The organism is Cellvibrio sp. GW822-FHT04B05, assembly GCF_058800985.1.
In genome coordinates this window covers 27919-51344 of sequence record NZ_JBXAMU010000003.1, presented here as the reverse complement: position 1 = coordinate 51344, position 23426 = coordinate 27919, and the positions used below count along the sequence as shown (strand labels likewise).

General features: G+C 48.2%; 29 protein-coding genes. 12 read left to right on the top strand and 17 right to left on the bottom strand.

Annotated elements, in window-relative coordinates:
* Positions 1 to 49: 49 nt before the first annotated feature.
* The 4 genes from AC1RJL_RS10245 to AC1RJL_RS10230 are packed head-to-tail and all read right to left on the bottom strand — an operon-like array spanning position 50 to position 2722.
* Positions 50 to 1381: an ATP-binding protein gene (locus tag AC1RJL_RS10245; RefSeq protein WP_492913583.1), complete on the bottom strand. Its 1332-nt coding sequence runs from the start codon at positions 1379 to 1381 to the stop codon at positions 50 to 52.
* Positions 1378 to 2049, bottom strand: a complete 672-nt coding sequence (locus AC1RJL_RS10240; protein ID WP_492913581.1) for a response regulator transcription factor — start codon at positions 2047 to 2049, stop codon at positions 1378 to 1380. Before AC1RJL_RS10240 ends, AC1RJL_RS10245 begins: the two co-directional genes overlap by 4 nt.
* Positions 2049 to 2378 (bottom strand): PepSY domain-containing protein, encoded by a 330-nt coding sequence (locus tag AC1RJL_RS10235; protein ID WP_492913579.1) that lies wholly within the window; start codon positions 2376 to 2378, stop codon positions 2049 to 2051. The genes AC1RJL_RS10240 and AC1RJL_RS10235 overlap by 1 nt, the downstream gene beginning before the upstream one ends.
* Positions 2379 to 2413: 35 nt before the next feature.
* Positions 2414 to 2722 carry a PepSY domain-containing protein gene (locus AC1RJL_RS10230; protein WP_492913577.1) on the bottom strand — a complete coding sequence of 103 codons (309 nt, stop codon included), beginning with the start codon at positions 2720 to 2722 and terminating at the stop codon, positions 2414 to 2416.
* Between the two features lie 271 nt (positions 2723 to 2993).
* On the opposite strand from AC1RJL_RS10230, the gene AC1RJL_RS10225 reads away from it, so the two are divergent.
* Both AC1RJL_RS10225 and AC1RJL_RS10220 read left to right on the top strand, forming a co-directional pair.
* Positions 2994 to 4958: an alpha/beta hydrolase family protein gene (locus AC1RJL_RS10225; protein ID WP_492913575.1), complete on the top strand. Its 1965-nt coding sequence runs from the start codon at positions 2994 to 2996 to the stop codon at positions 4956 to 4958.
* 352 nt (positions 4959 to 5310) lie between these two features.
* Positions 5311 to 6171, top strand: coding sequence for a PA4780 family RIO1-like protein kinase (locus AC1RJL_RS10220; protein WP_492913573.1), 861 nt, complete (start codon positions 5311 to 5313; stop codon positions 6169 to 6171).
* On the opposite strand, the gene AC1RJL_RS10215 is transcribed toward AC1RJL_RS10220, so the two are convergent.
* The 4 genes from AC1RJL_RS10215 to AC1RJL_RS10200 are packed head-to-tail and all read right to left on the bottom strand — an operon-like array spanning position 6168 to position 7645.
* Positions 6168 to 6350: a hypothetical protein gene (locus tag AC1RJL_RS10215; protein WP_492914727.1), complete on the bottom strand. Its 183-nt coding sequence runs from the start codon at positions 6348 to 6350 to the stop codon at positions 6168 to 6170. The genes AC1RJL_RS10220 and AC1RJL_RS10215 overlap by 4 nt on opposite strands.
* 16 nt (positions 6351 to 6366) lie before the next feature.
* The gene (locus AC1RJL_RS10210) at positions 6367 to 6657 is read right to left on the bottom strand and encodes a hypothetical protein (RefSeq protein ID WP_492913571.1); all 291 of its coding nucleotides are present in this window, start codon (positions 6655 to 6657) and stop codon (positions 6367 to 6369) included.
* A gap of 9 nt (positions 6658 to 6666) precedes the next feature.
* Positions 6667 to 6879, bottom strand: a complete 213-nt coding sequence (locus AC1RJL_RS10205) for a type II toxin-antitoxin system TacA family antitoxin (protein WP_492914725.1) — start codon at positions 6877 to 6879, stop codon at positions 6667 to 6669.
* 10 nt (positions 6880 to 6889) lie between these two features.
* Positions 6890 to 7645 (bottom strand): SDR family NAD(P)-dependent oxidoreductase, encoded by a 756-nt coding sequence (locus tag AC1RJL_RS10200; RefSeq protein ID WP_492913569.1) that lies wholly within the window; start codon positions 7643 to 7645, stop codon positions 6890 to 6892.
* A gap of 137 nt (positions 7646 to 7782) precedes the next feature.
* Between AC1RJL_RS10200 and AC1RJL_RS10195 the strand changes: the two genes are divergently transcribed.
* Both AC1RJL_RS10195 and AC1RJL_RS10190 read left to right on the top strand, forming a co-directional pair.
* Positions 7783 to 8691 carry a LysR family transcriptional regulator gene (locus AC1RJL_RS10195; RefSeq protein ID WP_492913567.1) on the top strand — a complete coding sequence of 303 codons (909 nt, stop codon included), beginning with the start codon at positions 7783 to 7785 and terminating at the stop codon, positions 8689 to 8691.
* Positions 8688 to 9476, top strand: a complete 789-nt coding sequence (locus tag AC1RJL_RS10190; protein ID WP_492913565.1) for a TFIIB-type zinc ribbon-containing protein — start codon at positions 8688 to 8690, stop codon at positions 9474 to 9476. The genes AC1RJL_RS10195 and AC1RJL_RS10190 overlap by 4 nt, the downstream gene beginning before the upstream one ends.
* 169 nt (positions 9477 to 9645) lie before the next feature.
* On the opposite strand, the gene AC1RJL_RS10185 is transcribed toward AC1RJL_RS10190, so the two are convergent.
* Genes AC1RJL_RS10185 through AC1RJL_RS10170 form a run of 4 tightly spaced genes read right to left on the bottom strand, consistent with a single transcriptional unit; the run spans position 9646 to position 14000 of the window.
* Complete coding sequence (locus AC1RJL_RS10185; protein ID WP_492913563.1) at positions 9646 to 10698, bottom strand: metal-dependent hydrolase; 1053 nt, start codon at positions 10696 to 10698, stop codon at positions 9646 to 9648.
* A gap of 16 nt (positions 10699 to 10714) precedes the next feature.
* Complete coding sequence (gene recQ / locus AC1RJL_RS10180; protein ID WP_492913561.1) at positions 10715 to 12520, bottom strand: DNA helicase RecQ; 1806 nt, start codon at positions 12518 to 12520, stop codon at positions 10715 to 10717.
* A 3-nt stretch (positions 12521 to 12523) separates the two neighbouring features.
* Positions 12524 to 13744, bottom strand: a complete 1221-nt coding sequence (locus AC1RJL_RS10175) for a type II toxin-antitoxin system HipA family toxin (RefSeq protein ID WP_492913559.1) — start codon at positions 13742 to 13744, stop codon at positions 12524 to 12526.
* Entirely contained in the window at positions 13737 to 14000 is a 264-nt protein-coding gene (locus AC1RJL_RS10170) for a helix-turn-helix transcriptional regulator (RefSeq protein ID WP_492913557.1), read from the bottom strand. Before AC1RJL_RS10170 ends, AC1RJL_RS10175 begins: the two co-directional genes overlap by 8 nt.
* Before the next feature lie 224 nt (positions 14001 to 14224).
* Here AC1RJL_RS10170 and AC1RJL_RS10165 point away from each other — a divergent pair, with 224 nt between their 5' ends.
* From AC1RJL_RS10165 to AC1RJL_RS10145, 5 genes are all read left to right on the top strand, one after another.
* Positions 14225 to 14575: an ArsR/SmtB family transcription factor gene (locus AC1RJL_RS10165; RefSeq protein WP_492913555.1), complete on the top strand. Its 351-nt coding sequence runs from the start codon at positions 14225 to 14227 to the stop codon at positions 14573 to 14575.
* Positions 14576 to 14644: 69 nt separating this feature from the next.
* Positions 14645 to 15181, top strand: coding sequence for an SRPBCC family protein (locus tag AC1RJL_RS10160; RefSeq protein ID WP_492913553.1), 537 nt, complete (start codon positions 14645 to 14647; stop codon positions 15179 to 15181).
* A gap of 144 nt (positions 15182 to 15325) precedes the next feature.
* Positions 15326 to 15757, top strand: coding sequence for a YybH family protein (locus AC1RJL_RS10155; protein ID WP_492913551.1), 432 nt, complete (start codon positions 15326 to 15328; stop codon positions 15755 to 15757).
* 113 nt (positions 15758 to 15870) lie between these two features.
* Positions 15871 to 16383, top strand: a complete 513-nt coding sequence (locus AC1RJL_RS10150) for an RrF2 family transcriptional regulator (protein ID WP_492913549.1) — start codon at positions 15871 to 15873, stop codon at positions 16381 to 16383.
* Between the two features lie 4 nt (positions 16384 to 16387).
* The gene (locus AC1RJL_RS10145; protein ID WP_492913547.1) at positions 16388 to 17296 is read left to right on the top strand and encodes an NAD(P)/FAD-dependent oxidoreductase; all 909 of its coding nucleotides are present in this window, start codon (positions 16388 to 16390) and stop codon (positions 17294 to 17296) included.
* A gap of 18 nt (positions 17297 to 17314) precedes the next feature.
* On the opposite strand, the gene AC1RJL_RS10140 is transcribed toward AC1RJL_RS10145, so the two are convergent.
* A complete protein-coding gene (locus AC1RJL_RS10140) occupies positions 17315 to 18601 on the bottom strand; it encodes a type II toxin-antitoxin system HipA family toxin (RefSeq protein WP_492913545.1) in 1287 nt (428 codons plus the stop codon).
* Entirely contained in the window at positions 18598 to 18879 is a 282-nt protein-coding gene (locus AC1RJL_RS10135; protein WP_492913543.1) for a helix-turn-helix domain-containing protein, read from the bottom strand. Before AC1RJL_RS10135 ends, AC1RJL_RS10140 begins: the two co-directional genes overlap by 4 nt.
* A 75-nt stretch (positions 18880 to 18954) precedes the next feature.
* On the opposite strand from AC1RJL_RS10135, the gene AC1RJL_RS10130 reads away from it, so the two are divergent.
* A complete protein-coding gene (locus AC1RJL_RS10130; protein WP_492913541.1) occupies positions 18955 to 19386 on the top strand; it encodes a DUF924 family protein in 432 nt (143 codons plus the stop codon).
* A 9-nt stretch (positions 19387 to 19395) separates the two neighbouring features.
* On the opposite strand, the gene AC1RJL_RS10125 is transcribed toward AC1RJL_RS10130, so the two are convergent.
* The 3 genes from AC1RJL_RS10125 to AC1RJL_RS10115 all read right to left on the bottom strand — a co-directional run bounded on the left by AC1RJL_RS10125 (position 19396) and on the right by AC1RJL_RS10115 (position 20847).
* Positions 19396 to 20022: a hypothetical protein gene (locus AC1RJL_RS10125; protein WP_492913539.1), complete on the bottom strand. Its 627-nt coding sequence runs from the start codon at positions 20020 to 20022 to the stop codon at positions 19396 to 19398.
* A gap of 268 nt (positions 20023 to 20290) precedes the next feature.
* Entirely contained in the window at positions 20291 to 20608 is a 318-nt protein-coding gene (locus AC1RJL_RS10120; protein WP_492913537.1) for a hypothetical protein, read from the bottom strand.
* Positions 20560 to 20847, bottom strand: coding sequence for a hypothetical protein (locus AC1RJL_RS10115; protein ID WP_492913535.1), 288 nt, complete (start codon positions 20845 to 20847; stop codon positions 20560 to 20562). Before AC1RJL_RS10115 ends, AC1RJL_RS10120 begins: the two co-directional genes overlap by 49 nt.
* Positions 20848 to 21263: 416 nt before the next feature.
* Here AC1RJL_RS10115 and AC1RJL_RS10110 point away from each other — a divergent pair, with 416 nt between their 5' ends.
* Positions 21264 to 22034 (top strand): HNH endonuclease, encoded by a 771-nt coding sequence (locus tag AC1RJL_RS10110; RefSeq protein WP_492913533.1) that lies wholly within the window; start codon positions 21264 to 21266, stop codon positions 22032 to 22034.
* A 208-nt stretch (positions 22035 to 22242) separates the two neighbouring features.
* On the top strand, positions 22243 to 23316 hold the full coding sequence (locus AC1RJL_RS10105) for a ParA family protein (protein WP_492913531.1): 1074 nt from the start codon (positions 22243 to 22245) through the stop codon (positions 23314 to 23316).
* The last annotated feature ends 110 nt before the right edge of the window (positions 23317 to 23426 follow it).

The window sequence follows — 23426 nt, the reverse complement described above, 5'->3', positions numbered from 1 at the left end:
TGGATGAACTATAGCGATTGCGCTAATGGTTAACCACTGCGAAGGCCGGTTAGGATTTGGGGGCGGGCAGACGAATTACAACCTGTAGCCCACCGAGCGGGCTATCGTGCAAACTGAAGTCACCTTTGCAGTGCTCTACTATATCGCGCACTATGCCCAATCCCAGCCCGTGGCCCTGGATATGCTCATCAATGCGTGTACCGCGCGCTACCACTTGTTCGCGCAATTCCGCCGCAATTCCGGGGCCATCGTCATCAATCGTCAAGATAAAATGATTATCGATTTGCGCGATCTTGAGTTGCACATTTTGCAGTGCCCACTTGCTGGCGTTATCGAGCAAATTGCCAAGCAATTCCAAGATATCTTCCCGATCCCAGGGCAAGCGTAAATTATCCGGCGCAGACCAGGTAAATGATAAATTCCGCCCGTGGATTTGCGCCAGCGTATTTACCAGATCAGGAATTTCTGCCGCGCAATCAAAATAGGCGCCGGGCAGTGCCTCACCCGCGAGGCGTGCGCGCCCCAATTCCCTGCTGATGCGCTGCTGCATATGTTCAAGCTGGTTGCGTAAACTCGCGCGCAATTCCAGGTGATGATTTAATTCCTGGCGATTAGCGAGGCTGAATAAAATCGCGAGCGGCGTTTTTAAGGCGTGTCCGAGATTACCCAATGCATTGCGCGAGCGGGTGAGCGTGTCTTCAGTGTGTTGTAAAAGATGATTGATTTGCTGCACCAATGGTTGCAATTCCTGCGGCACTTTTGCATCCAAGGTTGAACGTTGTCCTTGTTGCAACTGTGCGATTTGCTCGCGCACGTGTTCGAGCGGTTGCAACGCACACGCAACCAGATAGCGCTGCAATAACACCAATAAAATTAATGCACCCAACCCCAAACCACTCGCTATCCATTGCACGCGACGGAAACTGTCGAGTATGGGCGTGTAATCCTGCGCAACGACGATAAGGATATTTTTTCCAAAGCGGCGATAATCGGCGCGCACAATTAATAATTGCTGCGCTTGCGGACCATCTGCCAACACCGGCATCAAACCCGGTTGCGCCGGTTCCGGCAGCGTATAATCCCACGACGAACGCGAGCGCCACTGCTGGCCATCCAGATCGACAACAAAATAATGTCCGGAAAAAGGTTTGTTATAAACTGCGGAGATGCGACGTTGATCCAGTTCAATATCATTGGCACCGCGTGCGAGAGCGGCGACCAATAATTCCGTTTCATTGCGCAGGTGATTTTCCAGATAGCGGCGCAGACCCTGGTCGAACAACCATAAGCTGATTTGCGCAAATACCAATCCCACCAAAATCAGCACTGCAATCAAACTGACACTGAGCCGCTGCTGGATTGAATTGAACAGGCGTCTCATGGATTATCGACACCGAGAAAACGATAACCCTGGCCGCGTTTGGTTTCGATGGCCGCTTTACCCAACTTGCTGCGCAAGTGATTGACGTGTACTTCAATCACATTCGAATCGCGCTCGCTTTCACCATCGTAAAGATGATCATTCAATTGGCTTTTGGAAATAATTTTTCCGCTGTGCAACATAAAATAGCGCAGCAAACTAAACTCGGCCGCGGTTAATTCAATTGGGTTTCCATCTTTAATCACGACTTGGTGCGCTTCATCAAGTTGCAAACCGGCAACATCCAGTTGCGGTTGGTTAACTTGTCCGTGAGTGCGGCGCAGCAGCGCTTGTATGCGCAGTTGCAATTCTTCCGGATGAAAAGGTTTGGTGAGGTAATCATCGGCACCGGCCTTTAGACCATCAATGCGTTCGGCCCAGTGATCGCGCGCGGTGAGGATTAATACCGGGCGATTCATTCCAGTTGCGCGCCACTCGCGCAAAATGTCCAACCCGGATTTACCCGGCAACCCCAAATCGAGCAGGATTAAATCGTAGGGTTCAGTTGCGCCTTGATAAAGTGCATCGCGACCATCGGCCAGCCAATCCACGGCGTAACCGGCGCGTTGCAAATCCGCAACCAGTTCATCGGCGAGCGCCACATTGTCCTCCACGATTAACAACCGCATTAATCGTCTTCCTCATCTTTCAATAGGGTGCCGGTATGCGCATCAAATTCAAGCTCGCGCACTACGCCGTCGCGCGTAGCGAGCTCCACTTCATACATATAAATATCATCATCCTCTTCCAGTTCTACTTCCAACAACCTGGATTGCGGATGGCGCCGGGCGACCAACTCCAATAATTTTTCCAATGGAATAATGCGTCCCTGTTCGCGCAGGCGCAGTGCTTCATCTTGCGATAAATCGCGCGCGCTGACTCCGCTACTGACCCACAAGGCCAGCGCGGAGAGACAAACATAAACTGCAGTTCGCAGTCTTACTCGCATTGGTTTCATAAATTATATTTTGGCTGATAGATGAAGTGTAACTACTACTCATCCTGATGGTTTTTCAAAATCTCGCCGGTGGCTGCATCTAACTCCACATCCCACTCAATGCCTTTGCTATCGATCACTTCCAGTTGGTAAATATAGCGGCCCCATTTATTTTCCAGTTCGGTTTCGCGCACAGTGCCGCCGGGGTGTTGCGCCAGCGCCAACTCATTCAGTTTCTCGAAAGACTGGATGCTACCAGAATCACGCAATTTCAGCGCTTCATCCGGACCCAGATCACGCGCTTGTGCACCCAGGGTGAAAGTAACAAGGCTGGTAAGTAACAAGTATTTAGCGGTAGTTTTCATGGTAAAGCTCCTGAATCGGTTAATAAAAAATGCCTTGACGCTGATCAGGTTAACCATGCTTGCTTAAATGAAACTTAATTTAGCCAGATGCCAATTTACGCCACTTATCGATAAGTGGATTGGCGCCTAAATGCAGCTTATAATGCGCCGGTGCAGCTTTGTATTGCTTGTGACAGGACCCGGTAAGAGCGGACCGCTCAGGAACCCGATGCCCAAGGATTGAAACTGCCGGTTTACCAACGACAATAGCAATAAACCAAAGGACACAGATATGCACCTTCCCCTTCTCGCTGGCCGCCCATTGGGTGCGCTGCTGGTGCTGGTATTGGCTTTCGCCATAACACCAGTCAACGCTGCTGACGCAGCTTCAAAACACGTTCCCTTGCCGCTTAGCGTTTTTTACAATGACGCGATGATTGAAGACATCAAGCTATCACCCGATGGCACGCACTTGCTGGCATTGAAAAATGTCGGCGGCGATACGGTGGTGATGGTATTGGATATCGCCACCGGTAAAACATTTTATCCCACCAAAACGGATAACAAACAATTCAAATTCAATTGGGTCAGCTGGGCTAACAATGATCGCCTGTTAATGAGTTTACGTTTTGATAGCCGTATGCCCAACGGCGTGAAATATATGCAGACACGCTTGCTGGCGACCGATGCCAAAAAACCCGGCAAAATGATCACCCTGGTAAAACCGGATGAAGACGCCGGTTGGGTTAGCCAATTCCAGGACAACATTATCAGCTTCCTGCCGGATGATAACGACCACGTATTACTGAGCGTGGATCGCGAAATGCCGTTGCATCAAACCGTTTACAAAGCCAATGTGTACACCGGTAAATTAAAACGCGTGAAAAAACATTCTACGAGCGTGCGTTCCTGGTATGCAGACCGTGCGGGCAATGTGCGTATCGGTGAACACTACGATGATAAAAAACGCAAAGTCACTTACAAGCTGTTAGATAACGCAACGCAAAAATGGGTAGTGGCCTGGGAATATGTGGTGTTCGATGAACCGGATATCAGTATCGCCGGTTTCGGCAATGATCCAAACGAATTATTTATTTTTGCCGATCACGAAGGTCGTCAGGCGCTGTATAAAGTGGATTTGTCCGAGCCCGGTTATCCGCGTGAATTGATGTTGAGCGATCCCGACTACGACGTGACTGGCCGTTTGATTTACTCCACCGCACTTAAAGAAGTCGTAGGGCTTTATTACAACGATGGTAATTCCAAAAGTGTATTCTGGAACAGAGAATTCAAAGCATTCCAGGCCGGATTGGATAAAGCCTTGGCTGGCTCGCGTAACTACATCGGCAGCATGAGCGACGATGCACGCAAGTACGTAATGTTCACCACCAACAATACCAATCCGGGCACGTATTTTTTCGGCAATCGCGATGAAAAAAGCCTTGTACCCATTGCGGCAACTTATCCGGATTTAACCAAAGAAATATTAGTGGAAAAAGAATCGCGTACCTTCAAAGCGCGCGATGGTTTAGCCCTGGAAGGATTTTTATCGCTGCCGAAAAATTTCCCGAATAAACCAACCGCCACCATTATCCTCCCTCACGGCGGCCCTATGAGTGAGGACGGAAAAAGTTTTGATATGTTCTCCACTTATATGGCGAATCGCGGCTACGTTGTTTTCCAGCCCAACTTCCGCGGCTCCTCCGGCTACGGTCATAATTTCATGATGCAGGCGGTAGGCGGTTATGGTTTGGAAATGCAGGATGATCTGGAAGATGCAGTAAAATATCTGGTCGAGCAAAAAATTGCCGATCCGAAAAAAGTGTGTATTGTCGGCGCCAGCTACGGTGGTTATGCAGCGCTGATGGGCGCGACCAAAACGCCAGATCTATTCCAGTGTGCCATCAGTTTCGCGGGTATGTCAGATCTGGTAAGAATGCGCGATAGTTTCCGCAACTTCACCAACAAAAACACTGCACGCAAACAATTTGGTGAAGACAAAACCCAGTTAAAAGAAACCTCGCCGGTACGCATGGCTGAAAAAGTTAAAATTCCAATTTTGCTGATTCACGGTAAAGATGACACTACCGTACCCGTAGTGCAAAGTCGGATTATGGCAGATGCGCTGAAAGATAAAGGCAAGGTTTACGAGTATGTGGAATTGGAAGATGGCACCCACTACCTGGATTATTTGCCAGACCGCCAGCAGACCTTTGAAGCGATGGAAAATTTCTTGCAAAAGTATTTGCCTATCTAGCTTGTTATCCGGATCAGTATTTGAATTATCATCTATTTTTAATACTCATTTATCAGCAGCGCGCCCTTAAACCGGCGCGCTTTTTTGTCCCACTCTCTTTTACAACCCCGCACAAAAATTCCCAACTTCCGCAGCAGGATATTTCTGACTCGCACCCAAATTTTGCGCCATGAGCATAACCGCGGTAAGTGCTGCGCGCGTTTACTCCGGCTATTTCTGTGTAAAAACCCATATCTGCATCACCCGCGATATGCATGCGAATATTACGGCGATTAATCCATCAAGGGTTTTCCGGTAAGCGGGGCAGAGTGCTATTATGCGCGCGACCCTACACCTGACCCCCCGAGCGCCGATGAAAATACCCAAACGCTTACAGCCATTAGTGGACGATGGCCTGATCGATGAAGTCTTGTTCCAATTGATGAGCGGCAAAGAAGCCCAGGTCTTTGTCGTGCGCGCAAATGACGAGATCCGCTGCGCCAAAGTCTATAAAGAAGCCAACAAACGCAGCTTCAAACAAGCGGTGCAGTATCAAGAGGGGCGCACCGTGCGCAACTCGCGCCGCGCCCGCGCCATGTCCAAAGGCACCCGCTACGGCCAAAAAGAAGCGGAAGATGCCTGGCTCAACGCCGAGGTAGATGCCCTTTATCGCCTTGCCGAAGCCGGTGTACGCGTACCCAAGCCCTTCTGGTTTCTGGAAGGTGTGCTGGTGATGGAATTGGTTGTCGACGAAGATGGCGACCCGGCACCGCGCCTCGACGATGTCGCCTTTGATCCGGATACCGCGCGCGAATATCACGCGCAAATGATGATGGAAATTGTGCGCATGCTCTGCGCCGGTTTGGTCCACGGCGATTTATCCGAATTTAATGTGCTGGTCGATGGTGACGGCCCGGTGGTTATCGACCTGCCCCAAGCGGTCAATGCGGCGGGCAACAACAACGCCAAGATGATGCTCACGCGCGACGTAAATAATATGCGCGATTATTTTGGCCAGTACGCACCCGATTTATTAGTCACCCATTACGCCGACGAAATCTGGAATTTATTCGAACACGGCAACCTGCATCCCAATGTCAAGCTCACCGGCGAATTTGCCGAGAGCAATGTCGAAGCCGATATCGCCACTATGATGCGCATTATCGAACACGCTAAAGCAGAGGAGGAAGACCGCAAAGAGCGTGAGCGCATGGCAAGGGACGGGGAGTTTTAATTCAACCGCAACATTAAAGTAAGTTGATCTGCAGGCGAGGCAGTAAAACCATAATACTCGTAAAACTGCCTGGCCTTTTCATTCAATGCATGTACCAGTAACGCCCGGACGCCAGCATTTTGCGCTACTGCCTCCGCACGACTCACACAGTCTTTTAATAAAGCAGAGCCCACTTTCATACCCTGTGTACGGCGATCAACCGCTAAACGAGTCAGCACCAATACCGGAATCGGTTCGGGCATATTGCGTCGCACAGCGCCAGTCGCCAGTCGCCAGTTGATGGGCTACCGCACCCGCCGCTAGCGCGTAATAGCCGCAAACTCGATTATTTTGATCGGTCACAGCAAATGTTCTGCTGGCACCACTCAATTGATTAACCATAGCGCGGCGCTTCAACCAGTCATCCAGACTGGCTTCACCGCAGTCAAATTCATTGGCGATGTGAGATGGAATCAGAGGTTGAGGCGCATTTAACAGCACACTCATGCCTTATTTTCATCCCACGGCGATTTCACTGCCCATCAGCCGCTCAAGACCTTGATTAGCTTGCACAGGCGTATCCAGCAAGGCGCAAAACTGCTGGAATTTATCCGCATCCAGACTGAAAAATACCTGGTCAAGCAATACTGCCTGGGCGCGCTCGCACGCGGCCTCCAACATAAAATCAGAGCGGTTTTTACCCAGCAGACTAGCTGCCTGATCAATCAGATCACGCTGATCACAACATCATCCCGCCCGACACTTCAATACGCTGCGCGTTGATCCAGCGGTTGCTTTCAGATAATAGCGACGCAATCATCGGGCCTATATCATCGGCAACGCCTACTCTGCCCAAGGCAGTTTGTCCGGCGATCATTTGGTTTAGCTGATCGTTATCGCGTACCGCACCACCGCCAAAATCAGTTTCGATCGCACCCGGGGCAACAACATTGACCGCGATTCCGCGTGCGCCCAATTCTTTTGCCATGTAGCGGCTCAATACTTCAATACCACCTTTCATCGCGGCATAAGCGGCGTAGCCGGGGAAACTGAAACGGGCGAGGCCGGTTGAAATATTGACGATGCGGCCGCCGTCGTTAATCAATGGCAATAATTTTTGGGTGAGAAAAAAAGTGCCTTTGAGGTGGATATTTACCAGCAGGTCAAATTGTTCTTCTGTTGTTTCAGCAAAACTCGCGTGAATGCCGATGCCGGCGTTGTTGACCAAAAAATCAATGTTATTGCGCTGCCATGTTGACTTCAGCAGCACAGCTAATTGCTCTGCAAATGCGGGGAAGTTTTTACTGTTGCTGACATCCAATTGCAGCGCCGCCGCGTTCGCGCCCAATGCCTGAACCTCAGCCACTACCGCCTCGGCTTCAGCCTGTTTGCTGTTGTAGGTGAACACCACATCAACACCCTGTTTAGCCAATGCCAATACGGTGTTTTTGCCCAAACCGCGGCTGCCGCCGGTAACCAATGCAATCTTACTCATATGTGCCTCTTTATCCGGTGAAGAAAATGTATGAAGGGAAATCAATTAACGAGGCCAGTCTATTACTCGAATAAACTTCGATAAATCTGCAAATAATGATTAGACTGTTTGGATAATCTGAACAATGAGCGGTATTTATGAATCGATTGGATGCCATGCAGATCTTTGTGCGGGTGGCCGAACTCGCCAGTTTTACCAAAGCGGCCGATAGCCTCGGACTGCCCAAGGCGAGTATTTCGACTGCCGTCCAGCAGCTTGAAAGCCTGTTGGCCACAAGGCTTTTGCACCGCACCACACGCAAAGTGCAGATGACCCAGGACGGCCAGGTATTTTATGAGCGCTGCAAGGATTTACTGGCCGATATGGATGAATTGGAGGGGCTGTTCCAGCAAGGTGCGAGCAATTTGAGCGGGCGCCTGCGTGTGGATATGCCCAGCGGCATGGCTAAAAACCACATCATTCCGCGCCTGCCGGAATTGCTTGGGCAGCACCCGCAACTGCAAGTGGAAATCAGCAGCACTGATCGCCGTGTCGATGTCATCCGCGAGGGCTTTGATTGCGTGATTCGCGTCGGCAAGCTCAGCGATTCCTCGTTAATCGCGCGACCAGTCGGCGCGCTCGAATTATTGAATTGTGTCAGCCCCGATTATCTTGCGCGTTTTGGTACACCAACCACACTCGCTGATTTAGCGAATCACCAACTGATCCATTACGTGATTACGCTGGGTAGCAAATCGCCTGGCTTTGAATACACCGAAAAAGGCGAAACAAAATTTTTGTCCATGGCAGGCAATATCACCGTGAATAATTCCGATGCTTACAGCGCAGCCTGTCTCGCCGGATTTGGTATTGCGCAAATTCCACGCATAGGTGCGCAGGAATATTTAACCGCGGGAAAATTGGTGGAAGTACTAAAAAATTATCGCGCGCAAGCCATGCCGGTTTCGTTGATTTATCCCAACCGCCGCAACCTGTCGCGTCGCGTACAAGTGTTTATGGATTGGGTAAGCGCTGTGATGGATGATTATATGGATACACAACGATGACAATTACTATCTGCCCCAAGTGCCGCTATCAACGCCAGTCAATCGATCACCCAATCCATCTGGATGTCTGCCCCAATTGCGGTATTGTCTACAGTAAATTTATGGCGAAGCAAAACCCGCTTGCCGACAATCCTGAGCCCGTCATTGCCACTAAAATTGATTACGAAACTAACATTAATTACGAAATAGTACCGACACTACAGCAAAGATTAAGCGCTGCTTTTTTATATGTGCCTGCACAAGTTACTAAAGACGTATTTTATGCACGCGCGTTTATGCTTGCCGCATTTGCGCTCTGGGGCGGTTATTTTATTACCGCGGGAGTTAACTGGGAGAAAATCGGCAGCTCGTTTTTACATGCTGTCAATTTGCCGTTCCACGAATTTGGTCACATCTTATTTATGCCATTCGGCACATTCGTAATGTTCCTCGGCGGCAGTTTATTCCAGATATTATTACCACTAATATGCATGTGCGTATTTGTCTTCAAACAGCGCGACACTTTTGCCGGCAGCATTATGCTCTGGTGGTGCGGACAAAATTTTATCGATGTATCACCTTATATTGCAGATGCGCAATATCGTGCATTGCCCTTGGTAGGTGGTGGCGGTGAAGAATCCCACGACTGGGGGAATTTGTTAACCATGATGGACATGCTGGACAGCACACAAAAAGTTGCGAATTGCAGTTTTGCAATTGGAACTGTTTTAATTATTGTCGCACTCGCGTGGGGAGGATGGTTGCTGAAAACACAAAAGAAAAATTTGGTATCCTTTCGTGATTAATCAAATGCATGCCATGCTCACAGATATATTCCGGAGCGTGGAATCTATTGGCAAGCACACGGCAATGGATATACCGATGTAAATCAACAATGTGCCCCAACAGGTTAATCTAAATCCTTTGGTTAGCTCCCAGGCTTCTTTGAACACATCGCCAATATCCCAGTCAGGATTATTTTGATAATTGCCATTGCGTTTGTAAAAACTCTATCAATGTCTGGTCGGTATTACCCAATAGGCGCTGCGGCAACCACTGCAAAATTTGTTCGTTGTCGATCGCAGGTATTATTTGCCTTGGTGGAATAAAAATTATTCTCTCACTATTTTTTTCGATAGTGTGCTCGGCAACTTCAAATGTAAAAGTATAATAGGGTTCAACACCCATGCGTAAATCCGTAATACGGATTACACCATTGTCTTCTGCCATTTTGAAATAACCATGGCTAAACCAGGCAATGCGATTTATTTCCCAATTACCTCTGACCGGGTTGTAAATATCCTGACCGCGTGCGTATTCCACAAAACGGATATCAGTGTTGTTATCAAACAGCGAATAAAAACCTTCGGCATAACCTTGCGGGGTAATCGCCACCACCCGCCATAACACACTATTAAAGGGTGTTGCCGTCACGAATCGCTGCTCCACCGATAAACCCTGCGCGACAATGGATTTATCAGCAAGGGTTCCGACATAAAATTGCATTGCCAAGCCCCACAGCAAATACAGACTGCTAATGCCAAGGCCGATAGTATTCCAACGCAAACCGTGCAATTGTTTGCGCGCTAATGCGATACCGGTGCCGATCAACAGCGGCAAGGTGTAAAGCGGATCTATAATAAATACACTGCCAATACCGAACGGATAATCGCTAAACGGCAGCGCAAGTTGGGTACCGTAAATCGTCATGGTATCGAGCAGTGGATGGGTAATGAATACCAGCCACACCGCAAGCCACCAATATTTAAATAAATGCAGTTCGCGCGCGAGCCTGGCGGCAATCCATGCAACTACCGGTGAAACCAGCGTGAGATAAAACAGCGCATGGCTTTCAGTGCGATGCAAGGTCATATTGCGAATCGGATCGCCGTGTTCGATCAACGCATCCAGATCCGGCAAAGTGCCGCAGACCGCGCCCATGAGTGCCGCTTTCCAAAGCGCGGTTTTACGTCCCATCACCGCAACACCCACTGCTGTACCCAAGGCTATTTGTGAAAGAGAATCCATTATTCTTGATGCTCCACTAGTTTTGATATTCGGCTTCGCGGATCACCGCTAAAAATTCATCGCCAAAGCGTTTTAGTTTGCTATCGCCCACGCCGGTAATGCTACGCAGTTGTTCTGGTGTAAGCGGACGGAATTCCAGCATTTCGCGCAGTGTTGCATCATGGAAAATAACGTAAGGCGGAACACCCTGTTCTTCTGCAAGGCGTTTGCGGCAGGAGCGTAGCGCATTCCATAATCCCTGATCTTCTGTCTCGATATTTTGGCCGAGGTTAGCGCGGCGCGGCGCAGTAGTGGCAATTTTAAGATCGCGGCGCAAACTGATGTTTTCTTCACCGCGTAAATAAATGCGGCAAGACTCATTCAATAACAAACCGCCAAAACCATCACTGTTTACATCCAGCAAACCGCGCGCAACCAGTTGGCGGAAAATCGCTTTCCATTCATCGGCACTTAAATGTTTACCTATGCCGTAAGTCGTTAATTTATGGTGGCCAAACGAGAGGATTTTTTCGTTGTTGCTGCCGCGCAACACATCAATTACATGGCCCGCACCGAAACGTTGGCCGGTGCGATAGACACAGGAGAGCGCCATTTGCACCGCCTCAGTCGCATCCCAGGTTTGCGGCGGTGTTATACAACAATCGCAATTGCCGCACGCTTGCGCGAGCGTATCACCAAAATAACGCAATAAACTCTGGCGACGGCATGAGGTGATTTCACACAAGCCCAGCATCGCATTTAAACGCTGCTGTTCATTGCGTTTAAATTCTTCGCTGCCTTCGCTCTGCGCCATCATTTGCCGCAGCTTGACGACATCTTCCAAACCATAGAGCAACAGAGTCGTTGCGGGTTCACCATCGCGGCCGGCGCGGCCGGTTTCCTGGTAATAGGCTTCAATACTTTTGGGCAGATCCAGATGCGCCACAAAACGCACATCGGGCTTATCGATCCCCATGCCAAACGCGATAGTCGCCACCATAATGATGTTGTCTTCGCGCAAAAAACGCTCCTGGTTTTTTTGCCGTACATTCGCAGGCAAACCGGCGTGATAGGGCAGCGCGGTAAATTTTTCGCTGCTCAACCATTCGGCAATCTGCTCTACTTTGTTGCGCGACAGGCAATACACAATACCGGAATTGCCCGCTTGCTCTTCACGCAAAAAACGCATTAACTGGATTTTAGGATTATTTTTTTGCGCAATGCGATATTGGATATTGGGACGATCAAAGCCGTTGATAAACTGTTGTGCATTTTCCAGTTGCAGGCGCGCGATAATTTCATCGCGCGTACGCACGTCCGCCGTCGCCGTGAGTGCAATACGCGGCACCTGCGGAAATTCGCGGTGCAGCAATTCCAGTTTTAAATAGTCGGAGCGGAAATCGTGACCCCATTGGGACACACAGTGCGCTTCATCAATCGCAAACAGGGAAATATTTACGCGATGAAATAATTCCAGCGTGCGTGGCTGGATCAAACGCTCGGGCGCGACATAAAGCATATCCAACTCGCCGCGCTCCAGCGCTAATTCTGTCTGCCACATTTCTTGCGCTGTAAGCGACGAATTTAAAAATCCGGCACGCACCCCCAACTCGCGCAAGGCACTGACTTGATCCTGCATCAATGCAATCAACGGCGATACCACAATGCCCACACCCTCGCGCACCAGCGCCGGGATTTGGTAGCACAGCGATTTACCACCACCGGTCGGCATAAGCACCAGCACATCATCACCGGCCACTAACGCATCAATCACCGCCGCTTGCGGGCCACGGAAATCGTGGTAGCCGAAAACGGTATTTAAAATAGAGAGGGGAGTTTTCATAAGTTAAGCAATCCTTTGCTGTATTAATTTTCCGATTTCTTCACCAATCGGTTGGAAACCGGGATGGGTAGCCATTAGCTGTTCCAATAATGGATAGCTGGCAGTACAGGCCTCTTCAACGTCATTTACAATTTGCTCAATGGTTTTATTGTTCAAGCGGCAGTGAATCCTGGCAAATTTTTCCAATACTTTCCATTTCGGCCAGCGTTTACTGCCCGTTAAGGTGAGCGCCATTGAATCGCGCGGAATATAGGGTGTCGTACTCACAAGATCATAAACGGGTGCAAACTTGCGCATAGCGAAAGGGCTTTGACCGCTGCGATAGTCGCGCAAACCGGAATAAAGAACGCCGAAGTTTTTCAGGTGCGCATCACCGTTCCTGATTTTTACATTGAGCAACGTTAATTTAAATAAATCTTCCAAACTTTGCTGTACACACTCGGGCGATACAAATTGGGCCACAGTGATTGCACAAGCTTCTATGCTCGATTCATATTTTTGCTGGGTTGTTTTCCCTTGCAGGACACAAAAATCTTCGAACCCCAAGGGTTCATCTTGTTCGCCAATATCGAAACGTTCGCACACTAATAACTTGCCATTATCGCTGAGAAAAAAATTCGGTGTTTGTAGCCCTGCAGTGCGCGCAAGTGTCAGGCAAAAAAATTCGTTAGCTGCCAATTCCGGACATTCAGCGCCCCAACTTTTCACAATGTATTTTTTTAATGGCAAGGTTGCTTTATCCGTAAGCAAATTTGCATTGTCATTGCGCGCATCCATCAATACTTTCGGCTGCACACCAGCGACCCCGGAATGCATCGCATAGCGTTCAAATAATTGCTGGAATAACGCCGCATCACCACTACCTAATAATTCATTGAGCGAAAGTATGGTGCGATTATCGGCGGACAGCGGCATATCTGCCGGACTGTAACGCAGGCGTCCGATTTGATGATTGCCCAGCAGCGTGAGGTAACTCAAATCATCACTGCCGAAACTTTTTGCGGCAAAACGCTCAAGCGCCTGACGCAAATAACCCTCAGGCAAATTCATCTGAAACAATGGATGCAAACCCTGCTCATAACTATAGGTTTCCAGGCGTAAGGGCATAGTGAGCGAAAGCGCTTCGGTGGCATCCAGGCCGTAGGTAAAACTATGACGCTGTTGCGCACGCGCCAGCCGTCCGACCAGTTGGCGAGTTACAAATACATCGACCTTATCACTCACGCTCACGCTCCTGTGCTTGCGCCGCTACCAATTCATCCAAGGTGGGTAAGCCTGCATTCGCCAGCGTCAGCTTCTTACCTAACAACTCCAATACGCGCTGCACTTTACGAATACCGATATCGGTGTAATCGTTGCGCTCCAGCATGCCCAAGGTAGTGCGATCCAACCCGGCCATTTCCGCTAGCTGTGACTGGCTCCAACCCTTTTGCTTACGCAGGATTTTGATGTGCAGTCCGAGCTGTTCCATGGCAGTCATATAGAAGATAATTTATAGGCAAAAAAGATGAATATATACATCATTATAACCATAATCAACATAAATGATGCATATATTCATCTTTATGTAAACTCATAGCGATGAATTTTTGATAAGCGGCACCCATTGCACCGATAATTCCATCCGTTAACGATCAGAGACTTTAAGGTATATATTCAACCAAATGGTTGACAATTAATATTTACGGGATAATACTTAACCATATGGTAAACAATCAGAACGAACAACTTGATGCCGTCTTTCATGCACTCGCGGATCCAACCCGACGCGCGATGATCGCCCGGCTGGCGCAAGCACCTTGCGGTATCAGCGAGCTGGCAGCGCCGTTTGATATGACGCTTGCGGCAGTCTCCAAGCACATCAAGGTATTGGAAGGTGCGGGGCTGTTGGTACGCAATATCCAGGGGCGCAACCACACCTGCCAGTTGGATACCCAACCCATGCGGGGTGGTATCGAATGGCTGCGCCACTACGAACAATTCTGGAACCAACGGCTGGATGCACTGACCGCCGCACTACTTGCGGATGGCCAGATTCCAGACAGCACGGATTAACCCGGGTCGGCTATTCATCAGGCCAGACCCTTACTTTCCCATCAAGGCCTTTGGCCAAAGGAGTTTGAGATGAATGATTATGGTGTACTAACCGCCCCGGATACCTTGTGCATTGAGCGCATCCTGCCCGGCCCGCTTGAGCGCGTCTGGCAATACCTGACCGATTCCGACAAACGCGCCAAATGGCTGGCTGCGGGCGATGTCGAACAGCAGGTTGGCGGCAAGGTAGAACATACCTTCCGCAATTCCGAACTCTCGCCCGAACATGATATCCCACCCCCCAAATACAGCGACTGCGCGGGTGATGTTCCCATGCTTGGCAAAGTCACCGCCTGCGAACCACTGCGCTTGCTCAGCTATATCTGGAATGCAGGGTCCGATGAGGAATCAGAAGTCAGCTTCGAACTGGCGCCACACAAGGATGAGGTAAAACTCACCGTTACCCATCGCCGCCTCACCAGGCAATCCGAGCGCCTGAGCGTCGCCTCCGGCTGGCATACGCACCTCAATATTCTGCGCGATATCCTCTCCGGCAAAACACCGGAAGGCTTCTGGAAAGTCCATACACAATTGGAACAGGAATACACGGAACGCCTGGCAGGATAGGGATTTACACGGACAAAGGATTGCAGAACGGCCTGATCACCTTGGCCCCAGACTTGCCAACCAGATCCCATTCCGGGATTCCCGCCAGAACAGAGTCGCCTCCTTCATTGTCAAAACCTTGTGTTTAGCGATGAAGGAGTATTTATGAATTCTGTGAACGATAAGTCCACCATCAAGACCATTCTCCAACAAATTGCCGAGGCGCATGCCGAAAAAAATGCCGCCAAACTGGCATCCCTCTACAAACCCGCCACTCGGTTGTTTGATCTCGCACCACCGCTCACTCGCATCGGCATGAATGTTGGCGACATCGCCAGCTGGTTTGACACCTGGGACGGCTCCATCAACCTGGAATATCAAGACGTAAACACTGAACTCTCAGGTAATCTGGCGATTACTACTGCGCTCCTGCATATGTCCGGTAAAAAGAAAGAGGGCGAGGAAGTAGATCTCTGGTTCCGCGCCACTACTTGCTTGAAGCAGTATAACGGCCGCTGGCTGGTCATCCACGAACATACCTCGATACCTTTCTATAGGGATGGCAGCGAGCGGGCGGCGCTGGATGTGCATCCTTAAAAACATCATCCCATCTTTTCCAGTATTTATTATGTAACAATAAAAGTTGCATAACCTGCATTCATAGCGTATCTTTCACGCAACTAACACAGTTACATGAAAGGATACTGCTTATGAAACGAGATTCCAGACTATCCGGCGTGCTCCACGTCCTCCTGCACATGGCCGAAGTCGCTACCCCAATGACATCGGAAGCCTTGGCCAACATGATGAAAACCAATCCCGTGGTGATTCGCCGTGTACTCGCCGGCCTACGCGAGCATGGACTGGTGTGTTCCACGAAAGGCCACGGCGGTGGCTGGCAGATTTGTCGCGAGCTGGAAACTATCAGCCTTCACGATATTTACCGCGCACTGGATGAACCCACGCTGCTCGCCATGGGCAATCGCACCGAAGCGCCGGGATGCCTGGTAGAAGAAGCGGTGAACAACGCGCTCAACCAAGCCTTTCACGACGCCGAAGCCTTATTACTGGAACGTTTCCGCACCGTGACCCTCGCGCAACTCAGCGCCGATTTCCATCAACGCAAACAAGCGCATGGTTTTCCCGGCCACCACGAACATTCGATTTTCCCGGATGAACATTCATCGTCAGAGCAATCAATTTCTCCTGCACAGGAAGGGTGAGTTTATGCAAACAACCTACGATGTCATTGTGATTGGCGGCAGCTATGCCGGTATGGCGGGCGCACTGCAATTGGCGCGCGGACGGCGCAATGTATTGGTGATCGATGCGGGTATCCGCCGCAACCGTTTCGCATCACATTCACACGGTGTGCTGGGGCAAGATGGAAAAACACCGTCTGCCATCGCTGACGAAGCAAAAGCACAATTACTGAAATATCCCACCGTGACCTGGATTGAAGGCAGCGTTGAATCCGCAGAAAAAACCGGCGATTTATTTTCCGTTATCACTAGCGATAATAAAACCCTGAGCGCCAAACGATTACTGTTCGCCTCCGGCGTCAGTGACCACCTGCCAGCCATTTCCGGCTTGCAGGATCGCTGGGGAAAAACCGTTTTCCACTGCCCCTATTGCCACGGCTACGAATTAAACCAGGGCGCGCTCGGCGTACTCGCCACCAGCGAAGCATCACTGCATCAAGCGCTGTTAATTCCCGATTGGGGCCCAACTACATTATTCACCAACAATTGTTTTACGCCGGATGAACTCCAACGCAAGCAATTGGCCACACGCAATGTGCAAATAGAAACCGAAACGGTTAGCGAAATTGCCGGCGAGCAATCCGTCATCATTAAACTCGCCAATGGCAGATTGGTCGAACTCGCCGGACTTTTTGTTGCCTCGCTCACCAAACCCGCCAGCCCAATCGCGCAAGATCTGGGCTGCGAACTCGCCGAAAGCCCGGTGGGTTTTTATGTAAAGACCGACGAATTAAAACAAACCTCAATTCCCGGCGTATTTGCCTGCGGTGATCTAGGCAGACCAATGGGCAGCGTAACTTTTGCAATTGGCGATGGTGCGCAAGCAGGGTTTGCCGTACACCGCTCGCTGATTTTTGATGGTTTGTCCGGATGAAATTATTGTAATTTTCAATCAATTTAAGTGGTAAAGAGCGCGATAAATTTTTTGCTGGTTAGCGAGCTGATTGCCAATTAATTTACGCGTGCTCGCTTTTACACCAAGGTCTGTGGCAATGCATTGCCAATCACTGAATGTATCCAGCATTTTTTGAACAACTTCTTTTGCAGCATTCCAATCAGAAAAATTCGCCACTTTCGCTAACTGTTGAATGGCCGCCAGTGGCGGCGTTTTGCCGTAACCATTAAATGCCATCATATGTTCATTATTAGCATTAGGGCTAAAAGTCACATCATAAGCAGGTGACAAATTCCAGTTGCCAACATCATCCATTAAATAAGCCCAATTTTTTGTGTGATCATCCTGATTCAAACCAAATAAATTAAACAGCGCACGCACAAATACTTCCTGACCAGCAGCAACACTTTTACATAAGTTCTGCGTGATTTTGATGAGATCTGCATAGTCCATTGACGGTATACGGAAAGATGCATCCATCAAACCGCACACGCTGTGCATATGAAAACGCCCCGCAGGAGTGCAATCAAAACGCTTCAACGCCAACCAGGCAATTGCATCTTTTGTTGCGTATGCGTTTATTAATTTCCATTCCGGTACATTAATTCCGGCATTCGCCGCCATCTGCAAATAGGCTGCTTCACATAAGGATTCTTCATGCTGCAAAGGCAAATTGCGTGAAGTAAATTTCACCAACCAAGGCTGTAAACCTGGCTGATTTTGTGTGCTGGCGTGAGTGGGAAAATCAGGGTCGAAATAAATTTGTGCTTTAGGTCTGGCGCCACCGGAACCACCAGCCCTGGCAAGCTCTGCCAAAACCAATTCGGTTTCACCGTCATAAATTGCCTGCGCCTCTTTGCCGAGATGGTCTAAATCCAGCCACTGCCGATCGCTATTATTTTCCGGCTCCATACTCGGGTAATAACTCAATGCGCCCATACCACGCTCGCCGATATAGGCCAATCGATCCATGGCGGTAATCTGTTGCGGCGCTATGCCACCCTGGCGAAAAATCCGATCCATCAAAAACATTCCCCAACCATCAGGTACCGAATCAGCAAACACCCCATGCAACCCCACATGGGGTTCGGCAGGAGCCTGATGCAACTCGGGGTTAAACGCTAATTTGAAGGGAGATAATGATGCGTAATGGGCGAGATAACCCGAGTCATATTGAAAATAAACGCCCGTCGCATTTTGTGCGAGAGTCCCCACCGCGACCTGCGAACCATCGCCCAAACATCTGAACACATCCAGCTTGCGCACGCGGTTGTAATTCGTCATGAATTCAACACCTCTTCAATGCTGGCCGGCTTTTTCACTATCGAAGGTTTACACAAGGCAGCCATGCGCTCCAGATCATCCACACACTGCCACAAGAGCAATAATTGCCGCAGAGAAATTTCACCCGTCAATTCAAACCGCTTGATTGTCGGCGCCGGCACAGTACTCCGCTCGGCCAAGACATCCCGCGTCCACTTCAAAGCCTTACGCCGCGCACGTACAAAGCGCGCCAGCTCCAGTTGGATATCGTTGGGAGTATGTAGGGATAAAAGGCTCATAAGTAAAAATAGATAATATATTGTCTGTAAATACATAATATAGCACGAAATAGATACTATATTATCCATTTATGATTGCGCAGTAATATATTCAGGGAGACCCCCCAAGCCTTCGCCAATGACTCACTGGCCTTAGCACTAGCCCAGGAGGCGGTCACAGTAAACGCAGACAAAGCCTTGTCACCGGTCGAACGCCGCTTTTTATATCTCCTTTCATGCACAGCGAATCAGCAGAAATCCACCAAGCGGCCGTGGTGTTATTTAGCGCACCCGGTCTGGAAGGCAATCTGGATTTTGAGCTTCAGCATTAAAACATCATCAACCGCTTTGGCCGCTATCCGCATCGCAATAAGATACTTGGCAGAACATCCACAGTGGAAGAAATTGAATTCCTTCAGCAACCAGGTTCGAGTTTTTAAAAAATCGGCTGTTGTGTTTTATGTATTTGCATTACGTGAAAATACGCTGATACCCGTTGGTAAAAAAGGTGCATGGCCACTCACATAAAATAACCCGTTAAGTTAGAAAATCCCTCACCAGCTCGTGCAACTCACCTTTCAACCGTCGCGCGAGATTTTTAATATCAGCGAAGTTTTCCTGCTGAATTTTGCGCTGGCCCTGCGCCTCACTTGTAGAATCTCCAAGTAAGCGCAGCAGTGCAAAACCTGCATCATCCACACCCCGTTCATAGTTGTTGGTTAATAGCTCCCCCGATTCACGCAAACCTGCACGGGCATCTATCAGCGCCTGCAAACGCATACGGTCATTAACCAGTTTCTGTTTGTGTGTCTGAATTGCAAAATAGCTTTGAGCAAAAACAATCGTCGCTCTGCGTGCGTCACTATTCCAGGCAATTAGATAACAGGCATAGCGAGTGAGCATAAAATCCTCAACATCACACTCCATATCGCCGTCCAATATGGCCTCTCTCGTGACGCTGCGAAAATGATCTGTTGGCCCATAATCGATCAAGTCGTATGCATTAATCGCGCGCCGCATGGCGATAGAAAAATTTGCCCAACTGTCATATCCCAATAACTCCTGCAAATCCCGCGCAAACCAGAATTCAATGTTTTCCCCCGGTACCCGCCGTACCAAATTATCGAATCGCGATTGCATATCTTTGACTTGCGTGTAGTCCATGTGGTTTTTACTCCTGTCCGTATTGGAAATTTAAGAACGCGATACAGGCTCCAGTTAACCATCATTTCGCATTCCGAAAATAGTGGAGATTGGCTTACAAATTTTCCGCGAGGATAGGATTTATTTCACAGTTTTTCGGCTAGGACTAACGTCATGCGTGAGAGATAGGAAATTAATAACGATAAGCCATACCCCACTTGGAGGCATGGCTATTTTTATTGAGTTTTTGAAACAGCCGGGGTCGGGGTTTTAAATGGGGTAAAGCATATTAGGCAAAGAACGTACGCTGATAAAAGGCGGAAAGTTTCATACAAAACATCAAATCACCATACCCAAGGAAAAAGCCCTCATCATCTACACCGCGCTCATAAATATTTTGTGAAAGCTCTTTTTCCGATTCACGCAAGCGTTCACGTGCATCTAACCGCGCCTGCAGCCTCATACGGTCTTCAACAAGTTCCTGCTTGCGCGTTTGAATTGCGAAATAGCTTTGGGCAAACGCAATAGGCGCCTTACGCGGATCGCCGTTTTGGGCGATCAAATAACAGGCATATCGGGTGAGCATAAAATCATCAATCTCTCGCATCCCCCCTTACCAAGTTCGATCATTTTCGTGACGTCACGAAAATGATCGGAGGAATCATAACTTGTTGATTCACATGACTTTATTGCCTTTCTTATGACAACTAAAAAATTCTCCCAACGGGCATAACCCAGTGGCTCCTGCAAATCCCGTGCAAACCAGAATTCAATATTTTCATCCGGCACACGTTTAGCCAAGGCATCAAATTGGGATTGCATATCTTTTACCTGTTTATTGTCCATGTGGTTTTTTCTCCTGTCCGATTTGGAAACTATATGAGGATTCGCCACTTTATCGCTTGGACAACACCAAGCAAGGCGATTGATCGGTAAGTCTCATGCTCTTTCTACAACCGCAAGCCTGAATAGGATTTATTGGGAATAACCGGAGTGCAAAACCTGCCAGCGGTGCGCTGGCGGGAATTGAAGTTGGATAAGGCGGGAACAGACACCAAAGAAGCGCTTTTGGAAAAGCTTGGGCAGGTGATTGGAAGCTACTAAATACAGCGCAATAGCTTTTGGCTTACAAAAACCCATCATGTAATGGGATGTATTTCACGAATCTTCGGCTATAGTAGAAACTTACGCCATAGGACTGGGATAGGAAATACATATGAATAACGATTGGATGTTAGCTATTGCCCCTTGGGGGACTCTGCATGGCTAATGATTGGCAAGAGGACGAGCTGCTGCTCACCTTGCATTTATATTGCCGCACTCCGTTCGGCAAATTGCACAAAACCAACCCCGACATTATTCAACTGGCCAATATCATTAGCCGGTCACCCTCTGCTGTTGCCCTAAAAGCCGTTAACTTCGCCAGCTTAGATCCATCCATTCACCAAAAAGGTATGAGCAATACCAGTAAGGCCGATCGCGCACTGTGGAATGCATTTATGCAAAACTCCACCGATATCGCCGAAAAAGCCGAAGCGCTTTATGAATCGCGCATTACCAACCCAGAACCTGTTACATCCGTTTATGAAATAAAAGAACCAAAGTTTCCTACCGGTGAAACAGAAACAATCCGCGAAATAAAAGCGCGTCGCGTTCAAAATTTCTTCCGCCGGACTGTGTTGCAAAGCTACAACAATCGCTGCGCGATTTCAGGTTTGGCGATTCCGCAATTACTCGTCGCCAGCCATATTATTCCTTGGTCTGAAGATGAAAATCGCAGGGCTCTCCCCAGCAATGGCATTGCTTTAAATGCACTTTATGACAAAGCATTTGACCAGTATTTAATTTCGTTCGACAAAAGTTTTAGATTGATAATTTCTCCAGCACTAAAGAAACAATCGAATGATGAAATAGTTAAAAACTACTTTTTAGATTACGAAGGAAAAGCCTTAGATATGCCGAGTCGATTCTATCCAGATGAAAATGCATTAAGTAGGCATCGAGATAGAATGGTGGAATATGCGGAAAAATAATTATCTGACTTCTGCTTTGTGCCCAAAGCGGACGTTCGGCGCACTAAGAAATACACTTCTATTTTGTCGCTACTAAGTTTTAGTCCATGAGCCGAGTTTGCCATTAAGATTTTCGATTTTAAATGTATAGCTACTGCTATGGCCTATTATTTACTAGCAAATAAAATATGATTATTTACACCATTTTTAACACAACGGAAAGGTGACAATGAGTACATCAATCTACGCATTTTACAATAATAAAGGTGGCGTCGGAAAAACGACTCTTTGCCAAAACGCAGCCTGTCTGTACGCCGAAAATCATCCCCAAGAACAAGTATTGGTGATTGATTTATGTCCTCAAGCGAATATCTCGCAATTTTTGTTGGGCGGTGGCCATCGAGGCTATGAAACTAATCAGCGAATACAAGCCCAAAGCACTAGGCGAAATATTGTTGGCTTCATGGATTGGCTTTTGAAAGGGAATTCAGGGTTCAACACCATTAAAGATTCATATTTGGTTCAAGTATCGAAACATAATCGTGGGCTCCCTGAAAATTTATATTTAATTCCCGGTGACTCGTTCTTGGAATCATTATCCTTAGCTTTGAATTATGCTGTGATTAATCCAGCAAATCGAAAAGCATGGCAGGAATACATGACTGCAATTCGCCGGCTTGCTGAGCTTGAATTCAGATCTGAGCACTATTCTTCGCTTACTGTTTTTATCGACTGCAACCCTAGCTTTTCAATTTATACCCAGATGGCATTGGTTTCTTCGGATTATCTGGTCGTTCCAATGATGGCGGATTTTAGCTCGCTGGAAGGTATTAAAGGTATTTTGATGCTTTTGTATGGTGAGTATCCTTCTTCGGCTTTAAAGAAATATGCGGAAGATATAGTTACTTTCTCAAATAAAGTGGACGAGTTCGATCTTGAATTACCAAAATTGTTTGAGTTTGTTTTTAATAATTACACAACAAATGCTGGAGTGGCGACTGCATTCAATTCTGTGAGAAATGAATTAATCGATTTCTGTTTTGAACAATGGAAATTGACGCCACAATTGTTTGCTTCCGTTAATGGTTCAATAAGTTCTTCTGCTGAGTGGCAAAAGATATTTGTAAGTAATGTCAAAGATTTTCATACTGCAGGTAAGGTTTCGTCAAGCCTCGGAATTCCAATGTGCCGTCTTGATTGGCAGACTAACTACAACATGCCCGACGGGGATCGAGTGCAGCTTCCAAGGCAAAATTATCAAGAGTGTCTTGATAATATTGTCGCATTCACTGAAAAGCTTTAGAGTTTTTCATTCGATCAAAAATTCTCCTATTGTCGCAAATAGGGTTTTCAGGCCATCAGAAAAGGGCAAGAAAAAACCTATAGTCAGGTTGCGCTATATTCATGAGATAT

Bases quoted from the DNA above. Each gene is read 5' to 3' on its own strand.
- AC1RJL_RS10245 (WP_492913583.1), bottom strand. From the start codon at position 1,381: ATGAGACGCCTGTTCAATTCAATCCAGCAGCGGCTCAGTGTCAGTTTG.
- AC1RJL_RS10240 (WP_492913581.1), bottom strand. From the start codon at position 2,049: ATGCGGTTGTTAATCGTGGAGGACAATGTGGCGCTCGCCGATGAACTG.
- AC1RJL_RS10235 (WP_492913579.1), bottom strand. From the start codon at position 2,378: ATGAAACCAATGCGAGTAAGACTGCGAACTGCAGTTTATGTTTGTCTC.
- AC1RJL_RS10230 (WP_492913577.1), bottom strand. From the start codon at position 2,722: ATGAAAACTACCGCTAAATACTTGTTACTTACCAGCCTTGTTACTTTC.
- AC1RJL_RS10225 (WP_492913575.1), top strand. From the start codon at position 2,994: ATGCACCTTCCCCTTCTCGCTGGCCGCCCATTGGGTGCGCTGCTGGTG.
- AC1RJL_RS10220 (WP_492913573.1), top strand. From the start codon at position 5,311: ATGAAAATACCCAAACGCTTACAGCCATTAGTGGACGATGGCCTGATC.
- AC1RJL_RS10215 (WP_492914727.1), bottom strand. From the start codon at position 6,350: ATGAAAGTGGGCTCTGCTTTATTAAAAGACTGTGTGAGTCGTGCGGAG.
- AC1RJL_RS10210 (WP_492913571.1), bottom strand. From the start codon at position 6,657: ATGAGTGTGCTGTTAAATGCGCCTCAACCTCTGATTCCATCTCACATC.
- AC1RJL_RS10200 (WP_492913569.1), bottom strand. From the start codon at position 7,645: ATGAGTAAGATTGCATTGGTTACCGGCGGCAGCCGCGGTTTGGGCAAA.
- AC1RJL_RS10195 (WP_492913567.1), top strand. From the start codon at position 7,783: ATGAATCGATTGGATGCCATGCAGATCTTTGTGCGGGTGGCCGAACTC.
- AC1RJL_RS10190 (WP_492913565.1), top strand. From the start codon at position 8,688: ATGACAATTACTATCTGCCCCAAGTGCCGCTATCAACGCCAGTCAATC.
- AC1RJL_RS10185 (WP_492913563.1), bottom strand. From the start codon at position 10,698: ATGGATTCTCTTTCACAAATAGCCTTGGGTACAGCAGTGGGTGTTGCG.
- recQ (WP_492913561.1), bottom strand. From the start codon at position 12,520: ATGAAAACTCCCCTCTCTATTTTAAATACCGTTTTCGGCTACCACGAT.
- AC1RJL_RS10170 (WP_492913557.1), bottom strand. From the start codon at position 14,000: ATGACTGCCATGGAACAGCTCGGACTGCACATCAAAATCCTGCGTAAG.
- AC1RJL_RS10165 (WP_492913555.1), top strand. From the start codon at position 14,225: ATGGTAAACAATCAGAACGAACAACTTGATGCCGTCTTTCATGCACTC.
- AC1RJL_RS10160 (WP_492913553.1), top strand. From the start codon at position 14,645: ATGAATGATTATGGTGTACTAACCGCCCCGGATACCTTGTGCATTGAG.
- AC1RJL_RS10155 (WP_492913551.1), top strand. From the start codon at position 15,326: ATGAATTCTGTGAACGATAAGTCCACCATCAAGACCATTCTCCAACAA.
- AC1RJL_RS10150 (WP_492913549.1), top strand. From the start codon at position 15,871: ATGAAACGAGATTCCAGACTATCCGGCGTGCTCCACGTCCTCCTGCAC.
- AC1RJL_RS10145 (WP_492913547.1), top strand. From the start codon at position 16,388: ATGCAAACAACCTACGATGTCATTGTGATTGGCGGCAGCTATGCCGGT.
- AC1RJL_RS10140 (WP_492913545.1), bottom strand. From the start codon at position 18,601: ATGACGAATTACAACCGCGTGCGCAAGCTGGATGTGTTCAGATGTTTG.
- AC1RJL_RS10135 (WP_492913543.1), bottom strand. From the start codon at position 18,879: ATGAGCCTTTTATCCCTACATACTCCCAACGATATCCAACTGGAGCTG.
- AC1RJL_RS10125 (WP_492913539.1), bottom strand. From the start codon at position 20,022: ATGGACTACACGCAAGTCAAAGATATGCAATCGCGATTCGATAATTTG.
- AC1RJL_RS10120 (WP_492913537.1), bottom strand. From the start codon at position 20,608: ATGCGAGAGATTGATGATTTTATGCTCACCCGATATGCCTGTTATTTG.
- AC1RJL_RS10115 (WP_492913535.1), bottom strand. From the start codon at position 20,847: ATGGACAATAAACAGGTAAAAGATATGCAATCCCAATTTGATGCCTTG.
- AC1RJL_RS10110 (WP_492913533.1), top strand. From the start codon at position 21,264: ATGGCTAATGATTGGCAAGAGGACGAGCTGCTGCTCACCTTGCATTTA.
- AC1RJL_RS10105 (WP_492913531.1), top strand. From the start codon at position 22,243: ATGAGTACATCAATCTACGCATTTTACAATAATAAAGGTGGCGTCGGA.